The organism is Candidatus Rickettsia kedanie (assembly GCF_045865205.1).
Lineage (GTDB): Bacteria > Pseudomonadota > Alphaproteobacteria > Rickettsiales > Rickettsiaceae > Rickettsia > Rickettsia australis.
In genome coordinates this window covers 1-22,918 of sequence record NZ_BAABMM010000022.1, presented here as the reverse complement: position 1 = coordinate 22,918, position 22,918 = coordinate 1, and the positions used below count along the sequence as shown (strand labels likewise).

Genomic DNA, 22,918 nt, shown 5'->3' with positions numbered 1-22,918 from the left:
TTCTGCACCTGGTAATCTAATTAACATTTCATCGCCTAAATGAAAGATTCTATTATCATGACCACTAAATTCAACAGGTTTAATTGATAAATTAGCCCAATTAGGGCATTGTTCTGCAATAAGTTCTTTTGCTAAAAGCTCTGTAATTTCTATATTCATAACTTTTTGCCTATTAGGTAAGTGATCAAGTTGGCGTTGTTGCGTGGATCGATTTTTCCATCATTGCAAGGAAATTACGTAAGTAATTGACGAAGCAAAGAAGAAAAAAAATTCTGTAGATCAGAATTTTTTTTAATTATTTTCTGGATTGCCACGCAGCCTGCGGCTGCTCGCAAGGTCTTGTTGCATGGATACCTATATCATTCCTGCGAAAGCAGGAATGATATAGGTATCCATGCAACAATTGTATAATGCTACCACCCCAAACGCCCGACCTTCAAATTCAGTTCTTTTAAATCGAATTTTATATCAATTATTGCTCCCTCTTCTGCTCTGTTTGCTATATCTAGAATGCCGCAATGTTCTTCGACTATTCTTTTAACTATAGCAAGCCCTACCCCCATACCTTTACTGCTGGTCGTAACATAGCTTTCGGTAGCTTTGCCTATTAGCTCAGGCGGGAATCCTTGACCGTTATCTATTACAATAACGCTAATAAAATCGTCTTTAGCATCTATAGTAACTTCTATTTTTCCGGATTCTCGCCCTTCTATTGACTCTTCTGCGTTTTTCAATAAATTGATCATAACTTGATTGATTTGTGTAGCATCACACATAAAATCAAATTGATCTACGTTAGACTCAAATTTATACAAAATATTATCATTAAGTAATTGACGTGCTTCAACAATATGTTTAACTAAATAAACTAATTCACTCTCCGTAAATTTAGGAGCAGGAAGACGTGCAAAAAGCACAAATTCAGACACTATATTTTTAATATCGTTAGTATGACGAATAATCATTTTTAAATAATTTTCAAATTCTACCCTTTCCTTAATTTCAGGACTAAATTTCTTAAGCAATCTTTCAGAAGCAAGTAAAATAGGAGTTAATGGGTTCTTGATTTCATGGGCTACTTTTTTTGCAACATCCGACCAAGCCATTGCTCTCTGTGCTATAACTAAATCACGCTGCTGACGCGAAAGCTGCTTAATCATTCTATTAAAGGCCGCATAAAGTGTGCCTATTTCATCTTTATCTACTTCATTTTCAGGCACTTGTACCGTTAAATCACCGTCTTTAACTTTGTCAGTTGCAGTAACTAATTTTTTAATAGGCTTTATTATTTTAGCAGTAAATATAACCCCAAAACTTATAGCTACAAAAAGAAGTAATAAGGCAATAAAGATAAACATTATAGAGAACTTGATCTGTATATTATCTATTTCATTTTTAAGGCTATTATACTCGGCAGCTGCTCCGTTAGTTGCATCTACATGGTCGATAATTTTATTATCTACTAATCTACCGACTAATAAATACACATCATTATATTCTTTTAATTTAATCAGCATCCTTATTTTGGTTGGATCAGATTTTACTTCCACCGGTTCCCCTAAATCCGCTTTTTTAATTAAATGTGCGGGAATAGTTGCAAATGATAATGAAAAACTTAAATAACTATTAGCTACTATAGTATTAGTAGATTTGTTTAAAACTATAGCTTCATCAAGCGAGCGCATCTCTGCTTCGGTATTAAGTGTTTTAGTAAATAAAGCGGGATTATGAATTAAATCATAATACATATCGCTTAGATCTTCAGCAACTGCTAGAGCCGTTTCTTTTAGCTGTAATTTATGCTCGGCAATATAAGATTCTGCAACTATTACGGATTGATCAAGAACCGTAGAAATCTTCTTATCAAACCAAGCTTGAACACTAAGATTAAAAAAATACACAGAAAATACTGAGACAATTATAGTTGGAATAGCTGCAACTAAACTAAAGGCAATTACAATACGATTTTGTAATTTAGAACTATCATTATTACTATTTTGAGTAAAAAATTTTTGAGTTAGTAAAACGCCTAAAATTAAAAAAATTGCTAAATCAACTAATAAAAATCCAATAATCGTACTAAAATTCTTTGATTCTAAAGATATCACATAAAAAGTAGCACAGGCAAAAATAATAGCTGCTATTGCTAAAGTAAAAATTAGTACTCTACTAAAAAAATAAGAACGTAAATTTTGTTTAAGATCACTAAGCATAGATACGGTTTATATGGCTATAACAGTGCTTTATAACATAAAAAGCTAATTGGGAATATTTGTACTTTAATGTCATTCCCCTGCGGTGGCGTTGCTGCGTGGACACCTAATCGTCATTGTGAGCAGCCATAGGCTACGTGGCAATCTCATCAAATATCCTGAGATTGCGGACGTATAATTGCTATGCAATGTCCTTGCAATGAAGAAAAATCACGAAGCAATCTACATAACAAAAAAGCTAGAAATATTAATATTTCTAGCTTTTTTGTTAGTATTAAAATTATTTGAAATTTTATTCATCAAACATTTTTTTACGAGCAAATTTTCTCTGTCTTCTTGCTGCTTCTTGTGCTTTACGAACACGCTTCGCTGAAGGTGTTTCATAATAACGCTGTTCTTTCATCTTACGAAAATAAAGCTCTCTTTGTAGCTTTTTCTTAAAATTCTTAAGCGTATTGTCACAATTACCGGCGTGAACATTTACTAGTATCACTAAAATTACTCTCCTTAAAAGATATTGTGGTTTATTGAACTATACCATATAATTAAGTTATATGTCAAGGTTAAAAAATATGAGCATTAAAGAAGAACACCATATCAAAAAAATAAGCTTCGTGCAGTCTTTATTAGAATTATTACCGTTTAATGAATGGAATAATAAGCTACTTGAAGAAGCAGAAGAAAAATGCGACTTTGCAAAAGGTTGTACTTTAATAGTTTTTCCAGAAGGTTTATCTGAAATAATAGAATTCTTTGAAAGCTATTTAGATAATATTATGCTAGAACGCTTAAAGACAATAGAAGAGCCAGCAAAAATAAGAGATAAAATATCTTTAGCGGTAAAGATTAGGATCAAAACCGTGCTTCCTATTATTCATAGTAAGAATGCCGCTTATTTTGCATTAAACCCAATGCAAGGAACTGAAGTTGCATTCCATAGTTGTGATGCTATTTGGCGTTATACCGGCGATAAATCTCTTGATTTTAACTATTATACTAAAAGAGGTTTATTGCTATCTGTTTATATCTCCTCTATTCTTTTTTACATACAAGACGCATCGGAGAATTATATTGAAACCGATCAATTCATTGATACTGCCGTAGAGAATATAGTAAACACTTTCTCTCAGATAAAAAAATTACTCGACCCCTCAAATATACCCATAGTTAGAATGTTCACGTAGATATACTCAGTTTTTATTGACTACATTGAGTAATTTTTGGTCAAAAGTAAGTAACGGCATATTTAAATATTTTGCTTTAGCGAGTAGTATACAATCAACTATATGAATATTATATTTTGTATAATATTCTCAAGCATTTAGGTAATATTCTTTTTTACAATGTATACTTTGTAAGCAAGTAGATCCGATAAAGTAGAAGAGATTTCATCATTGCAAGAATTTTATAAACAGAAGAGAGAACAAATATTACTTCCGTAAATATAGTTTGCTCTATTATTAAAATAATATGTCCTGTTTTAACTTGTTCAAACATTTCTTTTGTCTGATTAAACATATTTTTATCATCGGCAAGTAAATATCTCACAATAACATTTGTATCACATATATATTCCATTGTATTTCCTTAACATTTTTATAATGTGAAATACACTCTCTCTCCAAGCTTTTTCTCTTACCTCTTCAAAAGAAGTTTTGGTATTTTTTTATATTTTGCAAATACACCCCCTACATCTGAAACAGGAGATAATATAACTTTATTATTATCATCAATTTCTATAGAAATAATATTACTATTTAAAATCTCTCTAACTTTTTTGGTAGAACGATCTGTCCTTTAGAAGTAATGGCTAAAGTATTGATATACATGTTAATAATGATTAAATTAGACTTACTAATACTATTATTATACCAAATTTAGTCAGTAAGGAAAACTAAAAAAGTAATATATTAAAATTCTTGTATTATTACCTCTCTTGCATATAATTAAGATATTTTTAAAAATAATTTCTAAAATAATGACAAATACTAAATATTATCCTGAAGTTAGTTCAAATGCTGATTTTGCTGCTATAGAGCGAGAGATACTAAAATTTTGGCAAGACAATAATATATTCCAAAAATCTATTGATGATAGGAATGGAGAATCAGAATTTATTTTTTATGATGGTCCACCTTTTGCAAACGGTTTGCCGCATTACGGTCATTTACTTACCGGCTTTATTAAAGACGTATATGCTAGATACCAAACCGTAAAAGGTAAGAAAGTTGAGCGTCGCTTCGGCTGGGATTGTCACGGTCTTCCTGCTGAAATGCAATCAGAGAAAGAGCTTGGTATTTCAGGGCGTCTTGCAATAACTAATTTCGGTATAGAGAAGTTTAATGCACATTGCAGAGCTTCGGTAATGAAATATGCGAACGACTGGGAAGAATATGTCACTCGTCAAGCAAGATGGGTAGATTTTAAAAATTCTTATAAAACGATGAATAAGAATTTCATGGAATCCGTCCTTTGGGCGTTTAAAGAGCTATATAATAAGGGGTTATTGTATGAATCTATGCGGGTAATACCGTATTCTTGGGCATGCGAAACACCGCTTTCTAATTTTGAAACAAGGCTTGATAATTCTTATCGTGCGCGAGTAGATAAAGCTGTAACGGTGAGTTTTGTACTAAGGGATAAATTGCATGAGATTCCTGATTTCGCAGGAATGACATCGAGGGAGTCAGGAATGACAGTAGGCGGTGATTATAAAGAATATAGAATCCTTACTTGGACGACGACGCCTTGGACTCTTCCATCAAATCTAGCCCTAGCAGTCGGTAGTGATATAGATTATGCATTAGTCCCTCAAGAAAATATTTGTTATATAATAGCTGCCTCGTCAGTTTCTAAATATGCTAAAGAATTAGGGCTTAGCGGTGAAGAAAATTTTGAGATAATTAAAGGCTCAAAGCTTCAGGGACTCCGCTATAAACCTTTATTCGACTATTTTGAGAATCATCCAAACAGCTTCAAGATATTTGCCGGCGACTTTGTTGTTGAAGGTGACGGTACAGGGGTTGTACATATGGCTCCCGGCTTTGGTGAAGATGACCAAATACTTTGCGAATCAAAAGGGATCTCACTTGTTTGTCCTGTTGATAATAGCGGTAAATTCACTAAAGAAATTCCTGACTTAGCGGGAGTGCAAGTATTTGATGCAAATGACAAAATAATAATCAAACTGAAAGAGCAAGGAAATTGGCTAAAAACCGAGCATTATATTCATAATTATCCTCATTGCTGGCGAACGGATACGCCTCTTATATATAAGGCTGTTCCGTCATGGTATGTAAAGGTAACACAGCTTAAAGATAGAATGGTAGAGCTTAATCAGCAAATAAACTGGATTCCACATCATGTTAAGGATAATTTATTCGGTAAGTGGCTTGAAAATGCCCGTGATTGGTCGATAAGCCGTAATAGATTTTGGGGAACGCCGCTGCCTGTATGGAAATCAGACGATTCACAATATCCACGCATAGATGTTTACGGTTCTATAGAGGAATTAGAGAAAGATTTCGGCGTTAAAGTTACTGATTTACATCGTCCGTTTATCGATGAACTGACAAGACCAAACCCCAACGATCCAACCGGTAAATCAACAATGCGTAGAATCGAAGACGTGTTTGATTGCTGGTTTGAAAGCGGTTCAATGCCATATGGGCAAGCTCACTACCCTTTTGAAAATAAAGAGTGGTTTGAGGATCATTTTCCGGCTGATTTTATAGTTGAGTATTCAGCTCAAACACGTGGTTGGTTTTATACTTTAATGGTGCTATCTACCGCTTTATTTGATCGTCCACCGTTTTTAAATTGTATATGCCACGGTGTAATTTTAGACGCTACCGGCCAAAAACTCTCAAAGCGTCTTAATAACTACGCCGATCCGCTGGAGCTATTTGATCGATACGGCTCTGACGCATTAAGAGTTACGATGCTATCTTCAAACATTGTTAAAGGTCAGGCACTGCTAATCGATAAAGACGGTAAGATGGTATTTGATACGCTTCGTCTATTCATCAAGCCTATATGGAATGCTTACCATTTCTTTACGATGTATGCTAATGCCGATTCGCTTAAAGGTGAGGTGAGTTTTGCTCCTGAAAACGTACTTGATGTTTATATATTATCTAAGCTAAAAATAGCAGTCAGTAAGATTGAAGAGAGTTTAGATAATTTCGATACGCAAACAGCTTATCATGCAGTTTTAGAATTTTTTGAAGTATTGAATAACTGGTATATAAGACGAAGTAGAGCCAGATTTTGGAAAAGCGAAAAAGATGCAGATAAACAAAATGCTTATAATACTCTATATTCATGTTTAGAGACTATGGCGATTGCAATGTCAGCACTAGTACCTATGATTTCGGAGGCGATATATAAGGGGCTATGTCATTGCGAAGAGACGTCTACATTATCATGCCGTGACTTGATCGCAGGCTCCAGTAAATCAATGAACAATTTGGATCCTGTGGTCAAGCCACGGGATGACACCCCATCAGTGCCTTACAATGACGAGATTAGCGTCCATCTATGCAACTACCCCACTCTCTCAGACTTTGAAATAAATCACGAGCTAGTTGCTACTATGGATAACGTGCTTGATATTTGTAGTAATAGCCTGTTTATTAGAAGTACTAAAAATATCAGGGTAAGGCAGCCGCTTGCTAGCATAACTATTATCAGTAAACATAATAACGATCTCAAAGATTTTGAAGATTTGATCAAGGATGAGATTAATGTTAAATCAGTAATTTATCGCGACGATCTAGAGAATTACGCAAGCAACAAACTATCGATTAATTTCCCAATGCTTGGTAAACGTCTTCCCGCTAAAATGAAAGAGATTATAGCTGCTTCTAAAAAAGGTGAGTGGAAAGCTATCGCAGGCGGTTTAACTATATGCGGCGAAACCTTAAATAATGAAGAATATAAGCTAATTTTAGAGCCATATTCACATATAAAAGGAGCAGCAAGTTTTGAGAATAATAGTAGCTTGTTAATACTTGATTTAGAGCTAACAGCTGAGCTAATAGAAGAAGGATACGCAAGAGACATTGTACGCTTCATACAACAGGCTCGAAAAGATGCTGATTTCTCTATAACTGACAGGATTTTAATTGAGATAATAAGCGCGTTTGATTTATCTAAGATAATTGATAATTATGGGGACTTTATTACAGAACAAACTTTAGGTGAGTTTTCTAAAAATTTTACGCCTGATTATGTAAGTAAAGTAGAATTAGAGAATCATCAAATACAACTTAAAGTTAAGAAATCGTAAATTATTTTACTATCGATTAAGATATTAATAATTTACTTATATTAATCTATGGTACGCACGCTATAAATTAATTTAGGTAAATTATGTCAAAATACTCCTCCTGAATCCCGAGAGAAAAAGGTTCTTGGATTAAAAATCGTTTAGGAACTAGTACCATAAAAACCACAAACAAGTATATCAAGCAAATTCTAATAATACCTGCCCTCTTACAACATTATCCTTTTCATTAACAAAAACTTTAGCTATTTTTCCGTCTCTTTCGGCTAAAATAAGATTTTCCATTTTCATAGCAGTTAAAATCATAATTTCTTGCCCTGCCGTCACTGCCTGCCCTTCTTTCACCTTTATTGCAACAATTTGACCGCTTAGAGGAGCACCAAGTTCGGAGCTTTCTTCTACTACTACTTTTGAGACCATCAACGCTTCAAGTTCTGATATACGAGGAGAGCGAACAAAGGCTTTTACGCTAATACCGGCATGCGATAATAAATAACCGGTTCTGATATTCTCAATTTTTACATTTGTCTTTTTACCGTTAATTATAGCCGTAAAAAGTTCATTACCTAAATTCCAGTTACTACGAATATATATTCTATCGCTTTCGTGACGTATATTATAGCCGTTTTCAACAGGTGTAATTAATACGGGAAATAATTTATCATCTATAGTTACTACCCACCTTGTACCTATTTTGTTAGCCTGATTGTTAATATTGCCGGAAATTAAAGAAGCACGTCTTTGTTCCGATATATAAATAAAAATAGCCGTTGCTAAAAATACGGTAGTGACTTCTGAAGTTAGACTAGCTCCGGAAAAACCGTCAGGATATTCTTCTTGAATAAAGGCAGTAGAAATATCGCCGCTAACAAAGCGTGGATGTAGCATTACCGCTTCTAAGAAACTAATATTATGAGCAATACCGTTAATTATATAAGAACTCAAAGCAGAACGCATTACCTCAATTGCCTGCTCTCTTGTTTCACCGTAAGTACATAATTTCGCAATCATTGAATCATAAAACATACTTACTTCACCGCCAAGCCCAATCCCTGTATCTATACGGATATTAGGACTCTTTGCAGGTTCAGAATAAGCGATAATTCTACCGCTAGAAGGTAAGAAACCTCGGCTTGGGTTTTCGGCACAAATGCGTGATTCAAATGCCCAACCTTTTAATTTTATGTCATCTTGTGTAAATGATAATTTCTCACCGGCTGCGATTTTTATCATCTCTTCAACGATATCTATACCGGTAATTAGCTCAGTAACAGGATGCTCGACTTGTAACCTAGTATTCATTTCTAAAAAATAGAAATTTCTATTGCTATCTACTATAAACTCAACGGTACCGGCCGAATAATATCCAACTTTTTGAGATAAGGATATTACCTGCCGATACATTTCTTGCCTTATATCTTCAGTAATAAAAGCACTCGGTGCTTCTTCGATTACTTTTTGATGGTGACGCTGTATTGAACATTCACGCTCTCCGAGACATACACTATTGCCGTATTGGTCGGCAATTAGCTGAATTTCAATATGACGGGGAGTTTGAATTAACTTCTCAATAAATAATCTATCGTCACTAAAACTATTTGCTGCTTCAAGCTTTGCCGACTCAAAAGCATTTGCCATTTCAGCGGAATTATTCACTACTCTCATACCACGTCCACCGCCACCGGCAGCCGCTTTTACTATTACCGGAAAACCAATCTCTTTAGCAATATCCACCGCTTGCTTAACATCGTTTATAGTTCCCATATAACCCGGAACAGTGCTAACTCCGGCTTCTATCGCTATCTTTTTTGCTTCGATTTTATCGCCCATTTTTTTAATAGTTCCGGCACTCGGTCCTATTAAAACAACACCGTCTCTTTTAAGAATATTAGCAAAATTCGGATTTTCCGATAAAAAACCGTAACCTGGATGTACTGCACTTGCTCCACTTTCACGAATTGCTGAGATAATATTTTTAATAGATAAATAACTTTCCGTTGCAGGGGAATCACCTATATAATAAGCCTCATCTGCATACTGCACATACATTGAGTTTGTATCTGCTTCAGAATATACTGCAACCGACTTTATTCCCATCTTTTTTAAGGTACGTATTATCCTAACGGCGATCTCGCTACGATTAGCAATTAGAATTTTATCAAATAATGGTTTATTCATAGTTTTTATTATAAAGTAATCTGTATTATTATACTGCTGTCGATGTCATTCCTAACTCAGCATTGCCCGCATGAACTGTTTTATGTCATTCCCGCGAAAGTGGGAATCCAGCATAAAGCGAGATAAATCAAGCTTTTAATTTCAAAAATTTGCTGTATATATGTTTTTTTCTGGATTCCGCTTTCGCGGAAATGACAATTAAACATTACAACGGCAAATTATCATGCTTTTTCCAAAGTAATTCTACTTTTTTAGTACGCAGGAAATTTAACGCCTTACATATTCGCCATCTAGTATTTTGCGGTCTTATAATATCATCCAAATATCCCCTAGATGCTGCAATAAAAGGCGAAGTTACTACTTTTCTATATTCATCGATTTTTTGTTTTTTAGCTTCAGGGTTTTTACATTCTTCCTTAAATATTATCTCGGCTGCTCCCTCTGCCCCCATAACAGCGATTTCCGAATTAAACCAAGCATAGTTTATATCGCCTCTAAGATGCTTGGAGTTCATAACTATATAAGCACCACCATAAGCCTTACGGGTAATTACGGTAATCTTCGGCACTGTAGCTTCTGCATACGCGTATAACAGCTTAGCCCCGTGTTTAATAATACCGTCATGCTCTTGGGATGTACCAGGCAGAAATCCAGGTACATCAACAAGGCTTACTATAGGAATATTGAAAGCATCACAAAATCTAATAAATCTTGCTGCTTTTCTTGAGGCGTTTATATCTAAACATCCTGCTAAATGCAAAGGCTGATTAGCCACAAATCCTACCGGATAACCTTCCATATAACCAAAGCCGATAATGATATTCTTTGCAAAATCAGATTGTAGTTCAAAAAATTCTCCCTCATCAACTATACGCTCAACAAGCTCTTTCATATCATAAGGCTTATTAGGAGTGTTAGGTATTAACGTGCTCAGAGACATATCGACTCTATCGGCAGGATCAATAGTCGAACGAACAGGAAGAGGACTACGATTGGATGACGGAAGGAAATTAAAGAACTTACGGATTTCGAGCAATGCTTCTATATCATTATTGAATGCAAGATCGGCAACACCGCTTTTAGTGGTATGCATTCTAGCACCGCCGAGCTTTTCTTGGCTTACTGCTTCACCCGTAACGGTTTTTACTACATCGGGACCGGTTACGAACATATAAGAACTATTCTTAACCATGAATATAAAATCGGTTAAGGCAGGGGAATATACCGCACCACCGGCACAAGGTCCCATAATTAAGGTAATTTGAGGGATAACACCCGATGCTAAAACATTACGCTGAAATAATTCACCGTATCCGGCAAGAGCATCAACCCCTTCTTGAATTCTTGCTCCCCCTGAGTCGTTAATACCTATTACGGGAGCACCGGTTGCTATAGCTTGATCGATAATATCGCAGATTTTCTTAGCATGATATTCGCCGAGAGAACCGCCTAGTACGGTAAAATCTTGGCTGTAAATAAATACCAATCTACCGTTTATCGTACCGTGTCCAGTTACAACGCCGTCACCTAAAAACTTTTTATCCTGCATCCCAAAATTATTGCATCTATGTGCTACAAACATCCCAGTTTCAGTAAAACTATTCGGATCTAATAATACTTCTATGCGTTCTCGTGCAGTTAACTTACCTTTTTGATGTTGTGCGTTGATCCTAGCTTCACCGCCCCCTTGCCTTGCAATATTTTTTCTCTCATCCAATAACTCAGGGGAAATTATATTACTTTGATTCATAGATTATTTATAGTTTTATTTCCAAAATATCCATAATATAATATAATAATGCTAATGTGAAAAGATAATTATTTATGTCATCTACCGAAGATACTAAAGAAAAACCGAAAAAAGACCAACCGGCAGCTAAATTTAATAACTTATCAACTGCTTTAAAAAAGAATTTACAAAGAAGAAAGAAAATACAAAAAGAAAAGAATAATAAAGAAAAAGATTGATACTAGGTCTTATATCTATAAAGAGTGATAGAATAGAAAATAATTTTTAGGAGCATAAATATGAGTGTACATGAAGTAATAATTAAAATCAGTAAAATTTTTTCTCTTTATTATTCCCAAACATGATATAGAGGAATCTAATAATAATATTCCTGCTAATAGAGAAGCAATGCGTGATTATTATGAAGATTTAAATAACCCTCATTAAAAGTATTTATCTATATGCAATTTGACATATTAATATAAATTGCTAATATTTGAAGAGTTTAGGTTTTGTTTTGAGTCATATGTCATTCCTGCGAAAGCAGAAATCCAGTAAAACCTACAAAAAACTTGTTTTTTTAGGTTTATTTTATCAATATTAAGACTATTTTTTGGCTTCCTGCTTTCGCAGGAATGACATAAATAAGCCATGAGGGCAAAGCCAACGCCTTGCAACAATGACATCAAAATCTAACAAAATCGGTATTTTAAATATTTAATATAATATGGACACAAACAAATTATATCTTTTCAAAGATAGACGATTTTTACCGAATTTTATAGTGCAGTTATGCGGTTGTCTTAATGATAATATATTAAAAAATGCTCTAGTAATCTTTATTACTTACGGTATTTCAGGAGCTTTAAGTAAATATAATAATCTACTTGTTTTAATTGCTAATGCTACTTTTGTACTACCTTTCATAATATTCGCAAGCATAGCAGGACAAATTGCCGATAAATACGAACGTGCGAGTCTTATTAAGATTATTAAGATTTGTGAAATCGGCATAATTGCCTTTGCAATTTACGGATTTCATCATAATAATCTGCTAATCCTGTTCTATTCTATTTCCTTAATGGGTATACACTCTACTTTTTTCGGTCCAATCAAATATAGCGTATTACCTGATCACCTAAATCAAGACGAACTACTTGGAGCTAACGGCTTTGTTGAAGCTGGAACTTTTATCGGTATTTTTATCGGTATTATAATCGGCAGTTATTATACAGTCAGCAATAATTTTATAATTTATTCCTTAATTACCATCGCTTTTCTCGGCTTCATTACAAGCCTTTTTTCTCCAAAATCTAAAAATGCAAATCGTGATATTAAAATAAATTTTAATATTATAGATGCAAGCATAAATATGATTAAATATGCCAAAGCAAAAAAACAGATATATTTAGCTATACTTGGTATTTCATGGTTTTGGTTTATCGGAGCTGCTATAATTTCTCAAATACCTTTACTTGCTAAGATAACTTTTAAAGCTGATGAGAATGTTGCGAACTTATTTTTAGCAGTTTTCTCGCTTGGTGTTGGGGTCGGTTCATTTTTATGTAGCAAAATATTTGAAGATGAGATTACCGTTAAATATCTATTTATTTCAGCCCTAGGCATTAGTATTTTCGGTATTGATTTATTCTTTGCAAGTAGAATTAGCTCAGTTAACTATGAACCTACTCAGCTAAAAAGTATTTTAGTATTTTTATCGAAAAGACATAATTGGCGAATAGTTATCGATTTATTTTTCTTAGCAGCAATAGGCGGTTTATATATCGTTCCCCTTTTTGCGATATTACAGCATTACGCAAATCCTGCTCATCGTAGCCGAATTATTGCCGTTAACAACCTCATTAATTCCATTTTCATGGTGGGATCAACAATTATTCTATCGTTATTATTTTATCTAAATTGCACTATCCCTTGGATTATATTATTTATTAGCCTAGCTAATATAATCGTCACTATATATATTTACCGCTTAATACCTGATGTTAAAATTATTCCATTTAAACTATTGCGAAGAATATTCCAAATCTGTTTTGATCTTATGTATAAGGTTGAAGTTAAGGGATTTGAAAATTTTCAAAAAGCAGGTAAAAAAGTAGTAGTAGTAGCCAATCATATTTCATATCTTGACCCTCCCCTAATTGCTACTTATCTAAAGGAAGAAATGACTTTTGCAATTAGTCCCGATATACAAAAAATATGGTGGATTAAACCGTTTTTACGTATGGCAAGAACTTTGCCGGTTGATCCAAGTAACCCAATGGCAATAAAGACTTTAGTAAAAGAAGTACAAAAGGATCAGAAAGTAGCAATTTTCCCTGAAGGTAGAATAAGCGTTACCGGCTCTTTAATGAAAATATACGAAGGACCAGGAATGATTGCCGATAAAGCCAATGCCACCGTTTTACCGGTTAGAATAGACGGGACTCAATTTACTCATTTATCAAAATTAAAAAACATATTAAAAAGAAAAATATTCCCTAAAATTACTATAACAGTTTTACCGCCGGTAAAATTCGCTAATATGGATGCTGCAAGTAATCAAGAACGACGCAGTTATATATCTAGGACTCTTTATGATATCATGGCTGATATGATGTTTGAGAGTTCAGACTATAAAAATACTGTATTCTCATCTCTTATAGAAGCTGCTAAAATTCATGGATTTAAGAAAAAAATAGTTGATGATTTTGAAAATAATACGGTCACTTATCGAGATTTAATATTAAAATCTTTTATCCTAGGTGATTTAATCAAAAAGAATAATATCTTTGGCAGAAATTTAGGATTAATGTTGCCTAATACCACGAATACGTTAATTACTTTTTACGCCATGCAATCTAGCGGTTATGTTCCTGCTATAATTAACTGGAGCAGCGGCATAAGTACTATTATTAACTCCTGTAAACTTGCACAAATTAAAGTAGTTTACACTTCAAAACAATTTATTGAGAAAACAAATTTACATGAATTAATCACTAACTTATTAGATTGCGGTATTAAAATAATATATTTAGAAGATTTTAAAAATCAAATTAGTACAGCTCTAAAACTAAAAGCAAAAATAGGAAGTTATTTTTCTCAAACTTATTACAATTATTTTTGTCGTAATCGTGATGACAAAAAACCGGCAGTGATAATTTTTACTTCGGGTACTGAAGGTGAGCCTAAAGCCGTATTACTATCTCACAGAAATTTACAAACTAATAGATATCAAATAACTGCTAAAGTACCTTTTAGCCCCGAAGATATAGTATTTAACTCATTACCTTTATTTCATTGTTTTGGTCTTGGAGGTGCAATTATTACAACTTTAAACGGTATTAAACTGTTTCTATATACTTCTCCACTAAATTATCGCAACATTCCTGAAGTGATATACGATATCGGAGCAACTATATTAATTTCTACCGATACTTTTTTAAACGGTTATGCTAATTACGCTCACCCATATGATTTTTACTCATTACGCTATATATTTGCCGGTAGCGAGAAATTAAAAGAATCTACAAGACAATTTTGGCTTAACAAATACGGTATACGTATTTTTGAATGGTATGGCATTACCGAAGCCGCACCTATTATAGCTTGTAATACCCCTATGCATAATAAAGCAGGCACGGTAGGAAGATTATTACCGAAAATTGATTATAAGCTTGAGAAAGTAGAGGGACTAGAAGGATGGCGTTTATTCATCCGAGGTCCTAACGTCATGCTTGGTTACCTGGACTTAAAAGGTCACCGTACTTATAAAGAATGGTACGACACAGGCGATATAGTCAAAATCGATTCTGAAGGATATATAACAATTTTAGGACGTTTAAAACGCTTTACTAAAATAGCAGAGAAAATGATATCTCTTACAAAAATTGAAGAACTTGCTAGTGAAATTGATCCTAATTCCTTGCACGCTGCTATTTCTATGCCCGATAAAACGCACGGAGAAAAAATTATTTTACTTACTACCGGTTCCGATATAAATAGAGAAAATTTTGCAGATACTGTATCTAAAGCTCAAATTTCTTTACTACATTTACCGAAAGTAATTATTACCGATTCAGAAATACCTCTGCTTGCAAGCGGTACAATAGACTATCTTGAGATTATGAAGAATGTGGATAGATTCTAACATCTTTGCGAGCGATTGGAAACCTTGTTGCATGGCTCGTTTTATGTCATTCCCGCGTAGGCGGGAAGGCGTTGTTGTGTGGACCGGTTTTCCGTCATTGCGAGGAAAAATTGAAAATTTTGACGAAGCAATCCAGTTAAAAATTCTGTAAATCAGAATTTTTTTAATCTTTATTCTGGATTGCTAAGTCGCTTCGCTCCTCGCAATGACGGTTTTGCTATCTACACAATAATGCCACGCAGGAATGACATAAACGAGCCATACAAACGCTGGTCAAGCCACGGGATGACATTTATTTTTCTTATTAATAGCAGCATTCAAAGCTAATTTAAACCACTTACCTTATAACTATTGATCCTCCATAATTTCAGGTAACACCTTCCAATATGATAGCGTTACAAGTTTACCTTTACTTTGATATACAAATGGCTTAGAACCGCAAGATTGAAAATATTCATAAGTGCTTAGGTCTGACTTAAAATATAATTCATTGCTCTTAATAATTCCTACCTTAACCCCATATACCATATCCACCAAACATTGCACGAACGGCTACTGAACCATATGGTTCTAACAGTTCTTAAATATATTAAGTAAATTCATTTTTGTTCATAATAATCGCTTTAAATACAACAAACCATAAATAAATGTACCTAATATAATAAACAATGGAGTTAAAGGTAAATCAAAGTAGAAAGAGCTAAATGCGGCACAAAAATTAATAAATAAAGAGATAAGAATTGATATTATAATCATCTGAGAGGGGCTATATGCTACAAACCGTGCGATCATTGCAGGAATAAGTAAAATAGCAGTAACCATAATTACGCCAACAATCTTTATAGCAGAAAATACCGATAATGAGAGAAGAAGTAAAAATATTAGCTCAATCATATTAACCTTTAAGCCTTTTATGACTGCAATATCTCTATTGATAATGATAAGAAGAATTTGATTATAAAAATATACTATAAAGCTTATAATAGTTATTAGCACTACCCCTAGTATAATCAAATCATTAAAAGACACGGATAAAATATCCCCAAACAACAAATTCACTATATTATTCTGCAAAGAAGTCAAATAATTAATAACTAAAGCAACAGCTAGCATAAAGCTAGAAATCAAATTAATAACTGCATTTTTTTCAGAATTATTTTTAAAAATAAACACAAAAAACGAAAAAAGAATTGCAACTATTATTCCTGAATATATTAATGGGAAATGTGCTATAATGCTTATGCTAGCCGCTAAAAAACTACTATGAGCAAGCCCATCGCCAAAATAAATATATCTCTTCCATAGGGCAATACAGCCAAGAGGAGCAAATATGCAGCTAATTAAAATTAAGGCTAGTATTATTAAAGTCATCTGAGTATATTATATATGTTTGTTGTATGGCCTCTTGTCATCCCGTGGAGGGGCCACGGGATGACATTGGAAAGAATCATAGACTATGTCTTCAATCGATAAAAAAGAATTAGCAAAATTTGAGAAAATTGCTTATAATTGGTGGAATAAGGACGGGGAATTCAGTGTATTACACCGAATAAACCCTATTCGCCTTGAATATATAATAGAGAAAATAACTACACATTACAATAGACACCTTTCCAAACTAGAAATATTAGATGTTGGTTGCGGTGGAGGATTAATTGCAACGCCTTTAGCGGCTCAAGGTTTTAACGTTACAGCCATTGATGCACTACAAAGTAATATTGAAACGGCAAGCACTTATGCTAAGGAAAACAGTATCAAGATAAATTATTTACAATCTACTATAGAAGAATTAGAAAGTGACAAGCTATATGATGTGGTAATTTGTCTTGAGGTTATTGAGCATGTAGAAAACGTACAGCAATTTATACTAAATTTGGTGAAGCATATTAAGCCAAACGGTATGGCAATAATTTCTACGATTAACCGCACTAAAAAAGCTTATGCACTTGGAGTAATAGTTGCTGAATATATTTTAGGCTGGGTGCCTAAAAATACTCATGATTATAGCAAATTCTTAAAACCATCGGAAATTTACGAAATGCTTACGGATACCGACATTGAAATTAAAGAGCTGAAAGGTTTGGTATATGATCCTGCTAAAAATGAATGGAAATTAAGCGATGATATAGACGTAAATTATTTTATGTATTTGGGGAGCAAGAAGACAAAATCAATCGATGTCATTCCTGCGAAAGCAGGAATGACATCTTGAACGTTCATACACTAGGACATCAAGCCACGGTATGACAAAGTTCTTAGTATATATTTAAAAACAATAATAAATGACCAACGTAATTACTAGATTTGCTCCGTCACCGACGGGGTTTTTACATATCGGTTCGGCAAGAACTGCCTTTTTTAACTACTTGTTCGCAAGGCATAATAACGGCAAGTTTCTGCTCCGCATTGAAGACACCGATAAAGAAAGATCAACTGAAGCAGCGGTAGACGCTATATTCTCAGGTCTAAAATGGCTAGGGCTTGATTGGGACGGGGAAGTTATATTCCAGTCTAAACGTAATGATCTTTACAAAGAAGCGGCACTAAGACTCCTGAAAGAAGGTAAGGCATATTATTGTTTTACTAGCCAAGAAGAAATAGAAAAGCAGAGACAAAAAACTTTAGAACATAAACAACATTTCATTTTTAATAGCAAGTGGCGTGATAAAGAACCTGACGACGCCTATCCTACTGATGTTAAGCCGGTAATACGTCTAAAAACTCCAAGAGAGGGCAGCATAACAATTCATGATACCTTACAAGGCGAGGTAGTAATTGAAAACTCTCATATAGACGATATGGTACTACTAAGGGCAGACGGCACTGCTACTTACATGCTAGCCGTAGTGGCAGACGATCACGATATGGGTATAACTCATATTATTAGAGGTGACGATCATTTAACCAATGCAGCAAGGCAAATTGCTATTTATCAGGCTCTCGGTTATGAAGTACCGAGCATGACTCATATACCGCTCATTCATGGAGAAGACGGAGCAAAACTATCAAAGAGACATGGAGCCTTAGGCGTTGAAGCTTATAAAGATATGGGATATTTACCGGAAAGTTTGTGTAATTATTTATTGCGTCTCGGATGGAGTCACGGTAATGATGAAATTATATCAATGACTCAGGCTATAGAATGGTTTAATCTTGATTCGCTTGGTAAATCACCTTCTAGGCTTGATTTTACTAAAATGAATAGCCTTAATGCTTATTACTTAAGAATGCTTGACAATGATAGCTTAACTTCAAAGACTGTAGAGATATTGAAACAAAATTATAAGATTAGTGAGAAAGAGGTAAGTTATATAAAACAAGCAATGTCAAGCTTGTTAGTTAGAAGCGAAACATTGCTAGATTTAGCACGGCTTGCTCAAATTTATCTCATAGATTCGCCCATCGTCTACAACCAAGATGCAAAGGGCATTATAGAAAATTGCGATAAAGATTTGATCAAGCAAGTTACAGAAGGTTTAAACAAGATTGAGCAGTTTGATAAGGAATCCTTACAGAATAAATTTAAAGAAATAGCAGCAGCAAACGGCTTAAAGCTGAGTGACATTATGAAGCCTGTAAGAGCTTTAATAACCGGCATGAACGCATCACCTAGCGTATTTGCAATTGCAGAAATTTTAGGAAAAGAAAATATTGTAAAAAGGTTAGAAACTATATGAAAGATTGTATAAAAAAAGTTGCTTTTGTTCTTAGTGGATTATTTATAATAACCGGTACTTTTATTGTATACAGAGTAGAAAATATCGATGCTTCATCAGCACCAAAACAGTACGGATCTTGGACTTTAAATTGTACTCTTAATAATGAGAAAAAACAACTTTGCTTCTTATCACAACAAATTAATAATCTAGAGCAAGATAAAGAAAAGGAAATATTAGCCATTTATCACATAGGTTATTTCAATGGGGAGCAAGAAGAACAGGAATTAAAAATAATAGAAATAGTCCCGTCAAATGTTCAAATTCTGGCAGGTACAGTTATTAATAGCGGTGACAAACGAATAGCAGCCGGACAATACGTAAATTGTACGATAAACGGCTGTCAGGCTTTGGCTGTGATTACAAAAGACGATCTAGACATGATTTTATCTAATGATAATTATATAGAACTAATTACCGCAGACGGCAAACAAGCTAAAATTTCCTTTATAAAAGACGGCTTAAAGGAGGGTCTAAAAGCTTTGAGTAGATAGTAACGGAATGTAAGCATTGTTGCGTGGACTGTTTTTCGTCGTCATTGTGAGCAGGCATGGCCTGCGTGGATACCTAAGTCGTCATTGCGAGGAGCCATAGGCGACGCGGCAATCTAGAAAAAGTAATAAAAAATTCTGTAAATCAGAATTTTTAACTGGATTGCTTCGTCAATTATTTATGTCATTTCCTCGCAATGACGACTTAGGTATCCATGCAAACAATGCCATAAGCCGCTTAAAGCTCATGACAATTTGCTAATAAGTTACTTTAAACCTAATTGGATCTCCATGTCTTTCACCGCCTAAACTTGCTTCATATTCAAGAACCCATGATTAATGAAATGCCATGCCGGTATCAGCTACTATCCATCTTTCTAAAAGAACATGGAATCCTGCTTCCCTTTCCGGCAGAATGATTGAATGATCTGTAGAAGCAGGTAATGGATAACTCCAAAATGGTTTTGCTTGGCTTATATTTTGATAAAATGTCTTAAGCTCATTTTAAAAGTTAGTCTTTGAGAAAAATCAGTAGGATGATTAGTAAGCTCATATGAATAACCACGTGTTTTATGTGCCATGGTATAATCCCAATGTATATCAAACTTGTCACCAGCTTTTACTTATGAACATGATGGTACTTACTTCCATCTCTCCAATCAAATGTTTTGTCAGATGAAAATTGTCGCATTTCTGCATTAGTATCATTAACAGAATCTCTCTCATCTTCTTTTCCACCGCTAAGAAGATGCCCCTCTTTAATTGCCGGTGCACTTACAGCATCATCAGGAAAGTCAACATCACTAGAAAAGTTTTTTTCTCCTTCCATCTCATTTTTCTGTGAGCTATCCTTTAACAACTTTAACTCTTCGCACACTAAAGCCATTGTCTTCGGTAAGGTTACTGCCCAATGTATGGGGTAACAGCTAAAACATGCGAAAATTTCTTATCGTACTCTGCTTTATTAGGAGCTATTTTGTTATCAACTAGTTTTTTTAGTCATAATTTACCTATTAATTTAAATTATATTTACGATATATATCAATAGATTAAATAATAATCTATCTTTACAATTAACAATGCTTACTAAATTTTTAATATATTGCAAGAAATTATAAAACACTAAAGGGAAAAAATATTTGAGAATAAATAAAAAAATGCTTTTCTTTTTATTAAACTTTATTAACTGTTTTTATATTTTGACTGAAGCTACTAACTATTATTATACTGATATATTCAATTTATTATGTTAATGAAAATTAATATTAATTTAATATGACTGTGTAAAAAAAATCACTAATCCTATTTACAAATCAAGATATAGTGTAACTTGTGCTTAAGCATTGATTATCGATCAATTTAAAAAATAAATATCATATCTTTCTAAAATCTTATTAATTTTCTTATAAAAATATTTTATACTAATTGTATGCATATACTCCTTTTAAAAGAAGTTTAAATAATTAGTAGGTTTATGGAAGATATTGATGTTTGGCAGAAAAAATTTGAGGTTTGTGATTATAGTAAAAAACTAATTGATCAAATTAAATATTTGAATACTATAGTAGACTCACCTATAGATATAACAGAAATTAAAAAAGGTCTTTATTATACCCGTAAATATCATGCTTCTCAAATGCGTCAATCAGGGGAACCTTATTATTCTCACCCTATAGAAGTTGCAATCATGATTGCAGATTTTACGGCTCTTGAAGCTCCTAAACTTTATAAATCATATATGCTAAATGTTGCCCTTCTTCATGATACTATAGAGGATACAATACTTACACATGCTGATATTAGCAAAATTTTTGATAAGAATATTGCCGATAGCGTAGAATGTTTAACAAGAATTAAGCCGTACGGTAAAATTAGCTCCGACAAAATGTTAAATTTACTAATACAAGAACAAAGATATGATATTGCACTTATTAAAGTGTTTGATCGCCTACATAATTTACAAACTATAAATGCTAAATCTACAGAAAAGGCTTTAGAAACAGTAAAAGAAACTATAGAAAGCTTCTTACTCATAGCAGCTTATTTAGAAATACGAACCGTAGAACAACAACTATCAAATAGTTTGCACTAATTTTATCAAGCAACATTTCCCTTCAGAACAAAAAGAAATATTTCAAAACGTCGGTTTATGAAATTTCTTTTTTAAACTTCAAAATAATACAAAATAAATTAAAGAAGATGCAATACTACTTTAGAAATAAAGTGTATATTAGCTAAACACTATTTTTATATTTCCAGTGTGCAGCTTCACCGCCCTCTGCATGATAATGCATCTTATGATCACGTATTTGTATCTCTATTTTATAATTATCCTCAGTTGTAATAATAGTATGTAAAGATTGATAGCCGTTTGGCTTAGGATTAAGAATATAATTTTTAAATTTATCCTTTTCATGCACATAAAGATCATGAACTACTTTTAAAGCTTTATAACATTCCTCTTCATCTCTTACCACTATTCTTATCGCAAAAATATCTGTTAATTCTTCTAACTTTATACCCTTACGATGTAATTTATATAAAATTGATATTGGATGTTTGATCCTACCTATTATTTGAGCAGTAATATCATGTTTAGATAAATTATGATTTAAATGTTTAATGACCCTTTGGAACAAAACTACCTCCTTAATTTATACTAATTTAGTTAATAGTTATACTTACGAATAACTAAACACCCATTCAAGCAATAAACTTGATTAAGTTCTATTAATATTTCTAATTAATTTGCTTTTTTTAGTTAATATTAATAAAACTCAGCGTTAGTTGGATATTAATAGGAAAAATTCAGCTTATGGCGAGCTTTGCACTACCCTACTATTTTTATCTTTTAGAAGCTAATTTTTTAAGTTTTACATATAAAATTTAAATTATCTTATTTTAGTCCTTCTTAACTGTATAAATTATAAGTTTTTTTAAAATAAGAATAGTAATTTTTCTAAAACCTTACTAATTTTAGTTAGCATAGTTAACCGACCAAAAGCTAGAAACTTTTATTACTAATTTTTGAAACTAAACACCTCTCAGCTATAAGCTGAGAGGTTATAAAGTGGAATCGATTAGAAATCGATCATCATTAATAGGCTCACCTTCTTGCTCATCAATATACTGCTGTATCATTTCATCAGTAATATTA

16 protein-coding genes and 5 pseudogenes are annotated in these 22,918 nt (G+C 33.3%); 9 read left to right on the top strand and 12 right to left on the bottom strand.

The features are described from left to right. Positions 1-15 precede the first annotated feature (15 nt). The 3 genes and pseudogenes from ACKTSD_RS03295 to rpsU form a co-directional block, all read right to left on the bottom strand. Positions 16-159 (bottom strand): annotated as a pseudogene (locus tag ACKTSD_RS03295) (acetyltransferase); the annotation flags it as partial. Between the two features lie 254 nt (positions 160-413). Continuing rightward, positions 414-2,213: a sensor histidine kinase NtrY-like gene (locus ACKTSD_RS03290; protein WP_412707996.1), complete on the bottom strand. Its 1,800-nt coding sequence runs from the start codon at positions 2,211-2,213 to the stop codon at positions 414-416. Positions 2,214-2,505: 292 nt separating this feature from the next. Next, complete coding sequence (gene rpsU, locus ACKTSD_RS03285; RefSeq protein WP_012148483.1) at positions 2,506-2,706, bottom strand: 30S ribosomal protein S21; 201 nt, start codon at positions 2,704-2,706, stop codon at positions 2,506-2,508. Between the two features lie 79 nt (positions 2,707-2,785). Here rpsU and ACKTSD_RS03280 point away from each other — a divergent pair, with 79 nt between their 5' ends. Next, positions 2,786-3,397 (top strand): COQ9 family protein, encoded by a 612-nt coding sequence (locus tag ACKTSD_RS03280; RefSeq protein ID WP_412707995.1) that lies wholly within the window; start codon positions 2,786-2,788, stop codon positions 3,395-3,397. A gap of 6 nt (positions 3,398-3,403) precedes the next feature. Here the strand turns inward: ACKTSD_RS03280 and ACKTSD_RS03275 are convergent, their stop codons facing one another. Both ACKTSD_RS03275 and ACKTSD_RS03270 read right to left on the bottom strand, forming a co-directional pair. After that, complete coding sequence (locus ACKTSD_RS03275) at positions 3,404-3,487, bottom strand: hypothetical protein (protein ID WP_412708005.1); 84 nt, start codon at positions 3,485-3,487, stop codon at positions 3,404-3,406. A gap of 64 nt (positions 3,488-3,551) precedes the next feature. Beyond that, positions 3,552-3,791, bottom strand: a complete 240-nt coding sequence (locus tag ACKTSD_RS03270) for a hypothetical protein (protein ID WP_412707994.1) — start codon at positions 3,789-3,791, stop codon at positions 3,552-3,554. A gap of 400 nt (positions 3,792-4,191) precedes the next feature. On the opposite strand from ACKTSD_RS03270, the gene ileS reads away from it, so the two are divergent. After that, positions 4,192-7,503 (top strand): isoleucine--tRNA ligase, encoded by a 3,312-nt coding sequence (ileS, locus tag ACKTSD_RS03265; RefSeq protein ID WP_412707993.1) that lies wholly within the window; start codon positions 4,192-4,194, stop codon positions 7,501-7,503. Positions 7,504-7,680: 177 nt separating this feature from the next. Here ileS and ACKTSD_RS03260 read toward each other — a convergent pair whose 3' ends face one another. Both ACKTSD_RS03260 and ACKTSD_RS03255 read right to left on the bottom strand, forming a co-directional pair. Beyond that, positions 7,681-9,678 carry an acetyl-CoA carboxylase biotin carboxylase subunit gene (locus tag ACKTSD_RS03260; RefSeq protein WP_412707992.1) on the bottom strand — a complete coding sequence of 666 codons (1,998 nt, stop codon included), beginning with the start codon at positions 9,676-9,678 and terminating at the stop codon, positions 7,681-7,683. A 205-nt stretch (positions 9,679-9,883) separates the two neighbouring features. Then, entirely contained in the window at positions 9,884-11,428 is a 1,545-nt protein-coding gene (locus ACKTSD_RS03255) for an acyl-CoA carboxylase subunit beta (RefSeq protein WP_412707991.1), read from the bottom strand. A gap of 74 nt (positions 11,429-11,502) precedes the next feature. Here ACKTSD_RS03255 and ACKTSD_RS03250 point away from each other — a divergent pair, with 74 nt between their 5' ends. Then, positions 11,503-11,646: a hypothetical protein gene (locus ACKTSD_RS03250; protein ID WP_412707990.1), complete on the top strand. Its 144-nt coding sequence runs from the start codon at positions 11,503-11,505 to the stop codon at positions 11,644-11,646. Between the two features lie 488 nt (positions 11,647-12,134). Then, the gene (locus ACKTSD_RS03245) at positions 12,135-15,554 is read left to right on the top strand and encodes an acyl-[ACP]--phospholipid O-acyltransferase (protein WP_412707989.1); all 3,420 of its coding nucleotides are present in this window, start codon (positions 12,135-12,137) and stop codon (positions 15,552-15,554) included. 348 nt (positions 15,555-15,902) lie between these two features. Here ACKTSD_RS03245 and ACKTSD_RS03240 read toward each other — a convergent pair. Together ACKTSD_RS03240 and ACKTSD_RS03235 are read right to left on the bottom strand one after the other, a co-directional pair. Continuing rightward, positions 15,903-16,140 (bottom strand): annotated as a pseudogene (locus ACKTSD_RS03240) (TfoX/Sxy family protein). Between the two features lie 23 nt (positions 16,141-16,163). Further along, positions 16,164-16,925: a metal ABC transporter permease gene (locus tag ACKTSD_RS03235; RefSeq protein ID WP_412707988.1), complete on the bottom strand. Its 762-nt coding sequence runs from the start codon at positions 16,923-16,925 to the stop codon at positions 16,164-16,166. Positions 16,926-17,010: 85 nt separating this feature from the next. Here ACKTSD_RS03235 and ubiG point away from each other — a divergent pair, with 85 nt between their 5' ends. From ubiG to ACKTSD_RS03215, 4 genes and pseudogenes are all read left to right on the top strand, one after another. Further along, on the top strand, positions 17,011-17,766 hold the full coding sequence (gene ubiG, locus ACKTSD_RS03230; protein WP_412707987.1) for a bifunctional 2-polyprenyl-6-hydroxyphenol methylase/3-demethylubiquinol 3-O-methyltransferase UbiG: 756 nt from the start codon (positions 17,011-17,013) through the stop codon (positions 17,764-17,766). Between the two features lie 70 nt (positions 17,767-17,836). Next, positions 17,837-19,231 carry a glutamate--tRNA ligase gene (gltX, locus tag ACKTSD_RS03225; RefSeq protein ID WP_412707986.1) on the top strand — a complete coding sequence of 465 codons (1,395 nt, stop codon included), beginning with the start codon at positions 17,837-17,839 and terminating at the stop codon, positions 19,229-19,231. Next, a complete protein-coding gene (locus ACKTSD_RS03220; protein WP_412707985.1) occupies positions 19,228-19,764 on the top strand; it encodes an invasion associated locus B family protein in 537 nt (178 codons plus the stop codon). The genes gltX and ACKTSD_RS03220 overlap by 4 nt, the downstream gene beginning before the upstream one ends. A gap of 109 nt (positions 19,765-19,873) precedes the next feature. Next, a pseudogene (locus tag ACKTSD_RS03215) lies at positions 19,874-19,963 on the top strand (lytic transglycosylase domain-containing protein); the annotation flags it as partial. 417 nt (positions 19,964-20,380) lie between these two features. Here the strand turns inward: ACKTSD_RS03215 and ACKTSD_RS03210 are convergent. Next, positions 20,381-20,647 carry a hypothetical protein gene (locus ACKTSD_RS03210; RefSeq protein ID WP_412707984.1) on the bottom strand — a complete coding sequence of 89 codons (267 nt, stop codon included), beginning with the start codon at positions 20,645-20,647 and terminating at the stop codon, positions 20,381-20,383. Between the two features lie 588 nt (positions 20,648-21,235). On the opposite strand from ACKTSD_RS03210, the pseudogene ACKTSD_RS03205 reads away from it, so the two are divergent. Further along, a pseudogene (locus ACKTSD_RS03205) lies at positions 21,236-21,999 on the top strand (HD domain-containing protein). On the opposite strand, the gene ACKTSD_RS03200 reads toward ACKTSD_RS03205, so the two are convergent. Beyond that, entirely contained in the window at positions 21,996-22,400 is a 405-nt protein-coding gene (locus tag ACKTSD_RS03200) for a RelA/SpoT-related domain-containing protein (protein WP_412707983.1), read from the bottom strand. The pseudogene ACKTSD_RS03205 and the gene ACKTSD_RS03200 sit on opposite strands and share 4 nt — an antisense overlap. A 424-nt stretch (positions 22,401-22,824) precedes the next feature. Continuing rightward, positions 22,825-22,918 (bottom strand): annotated as a pseudogene (locus ACKTSD_RS07830) (IS200/IS605 family transposase); the annotation flags it as partial.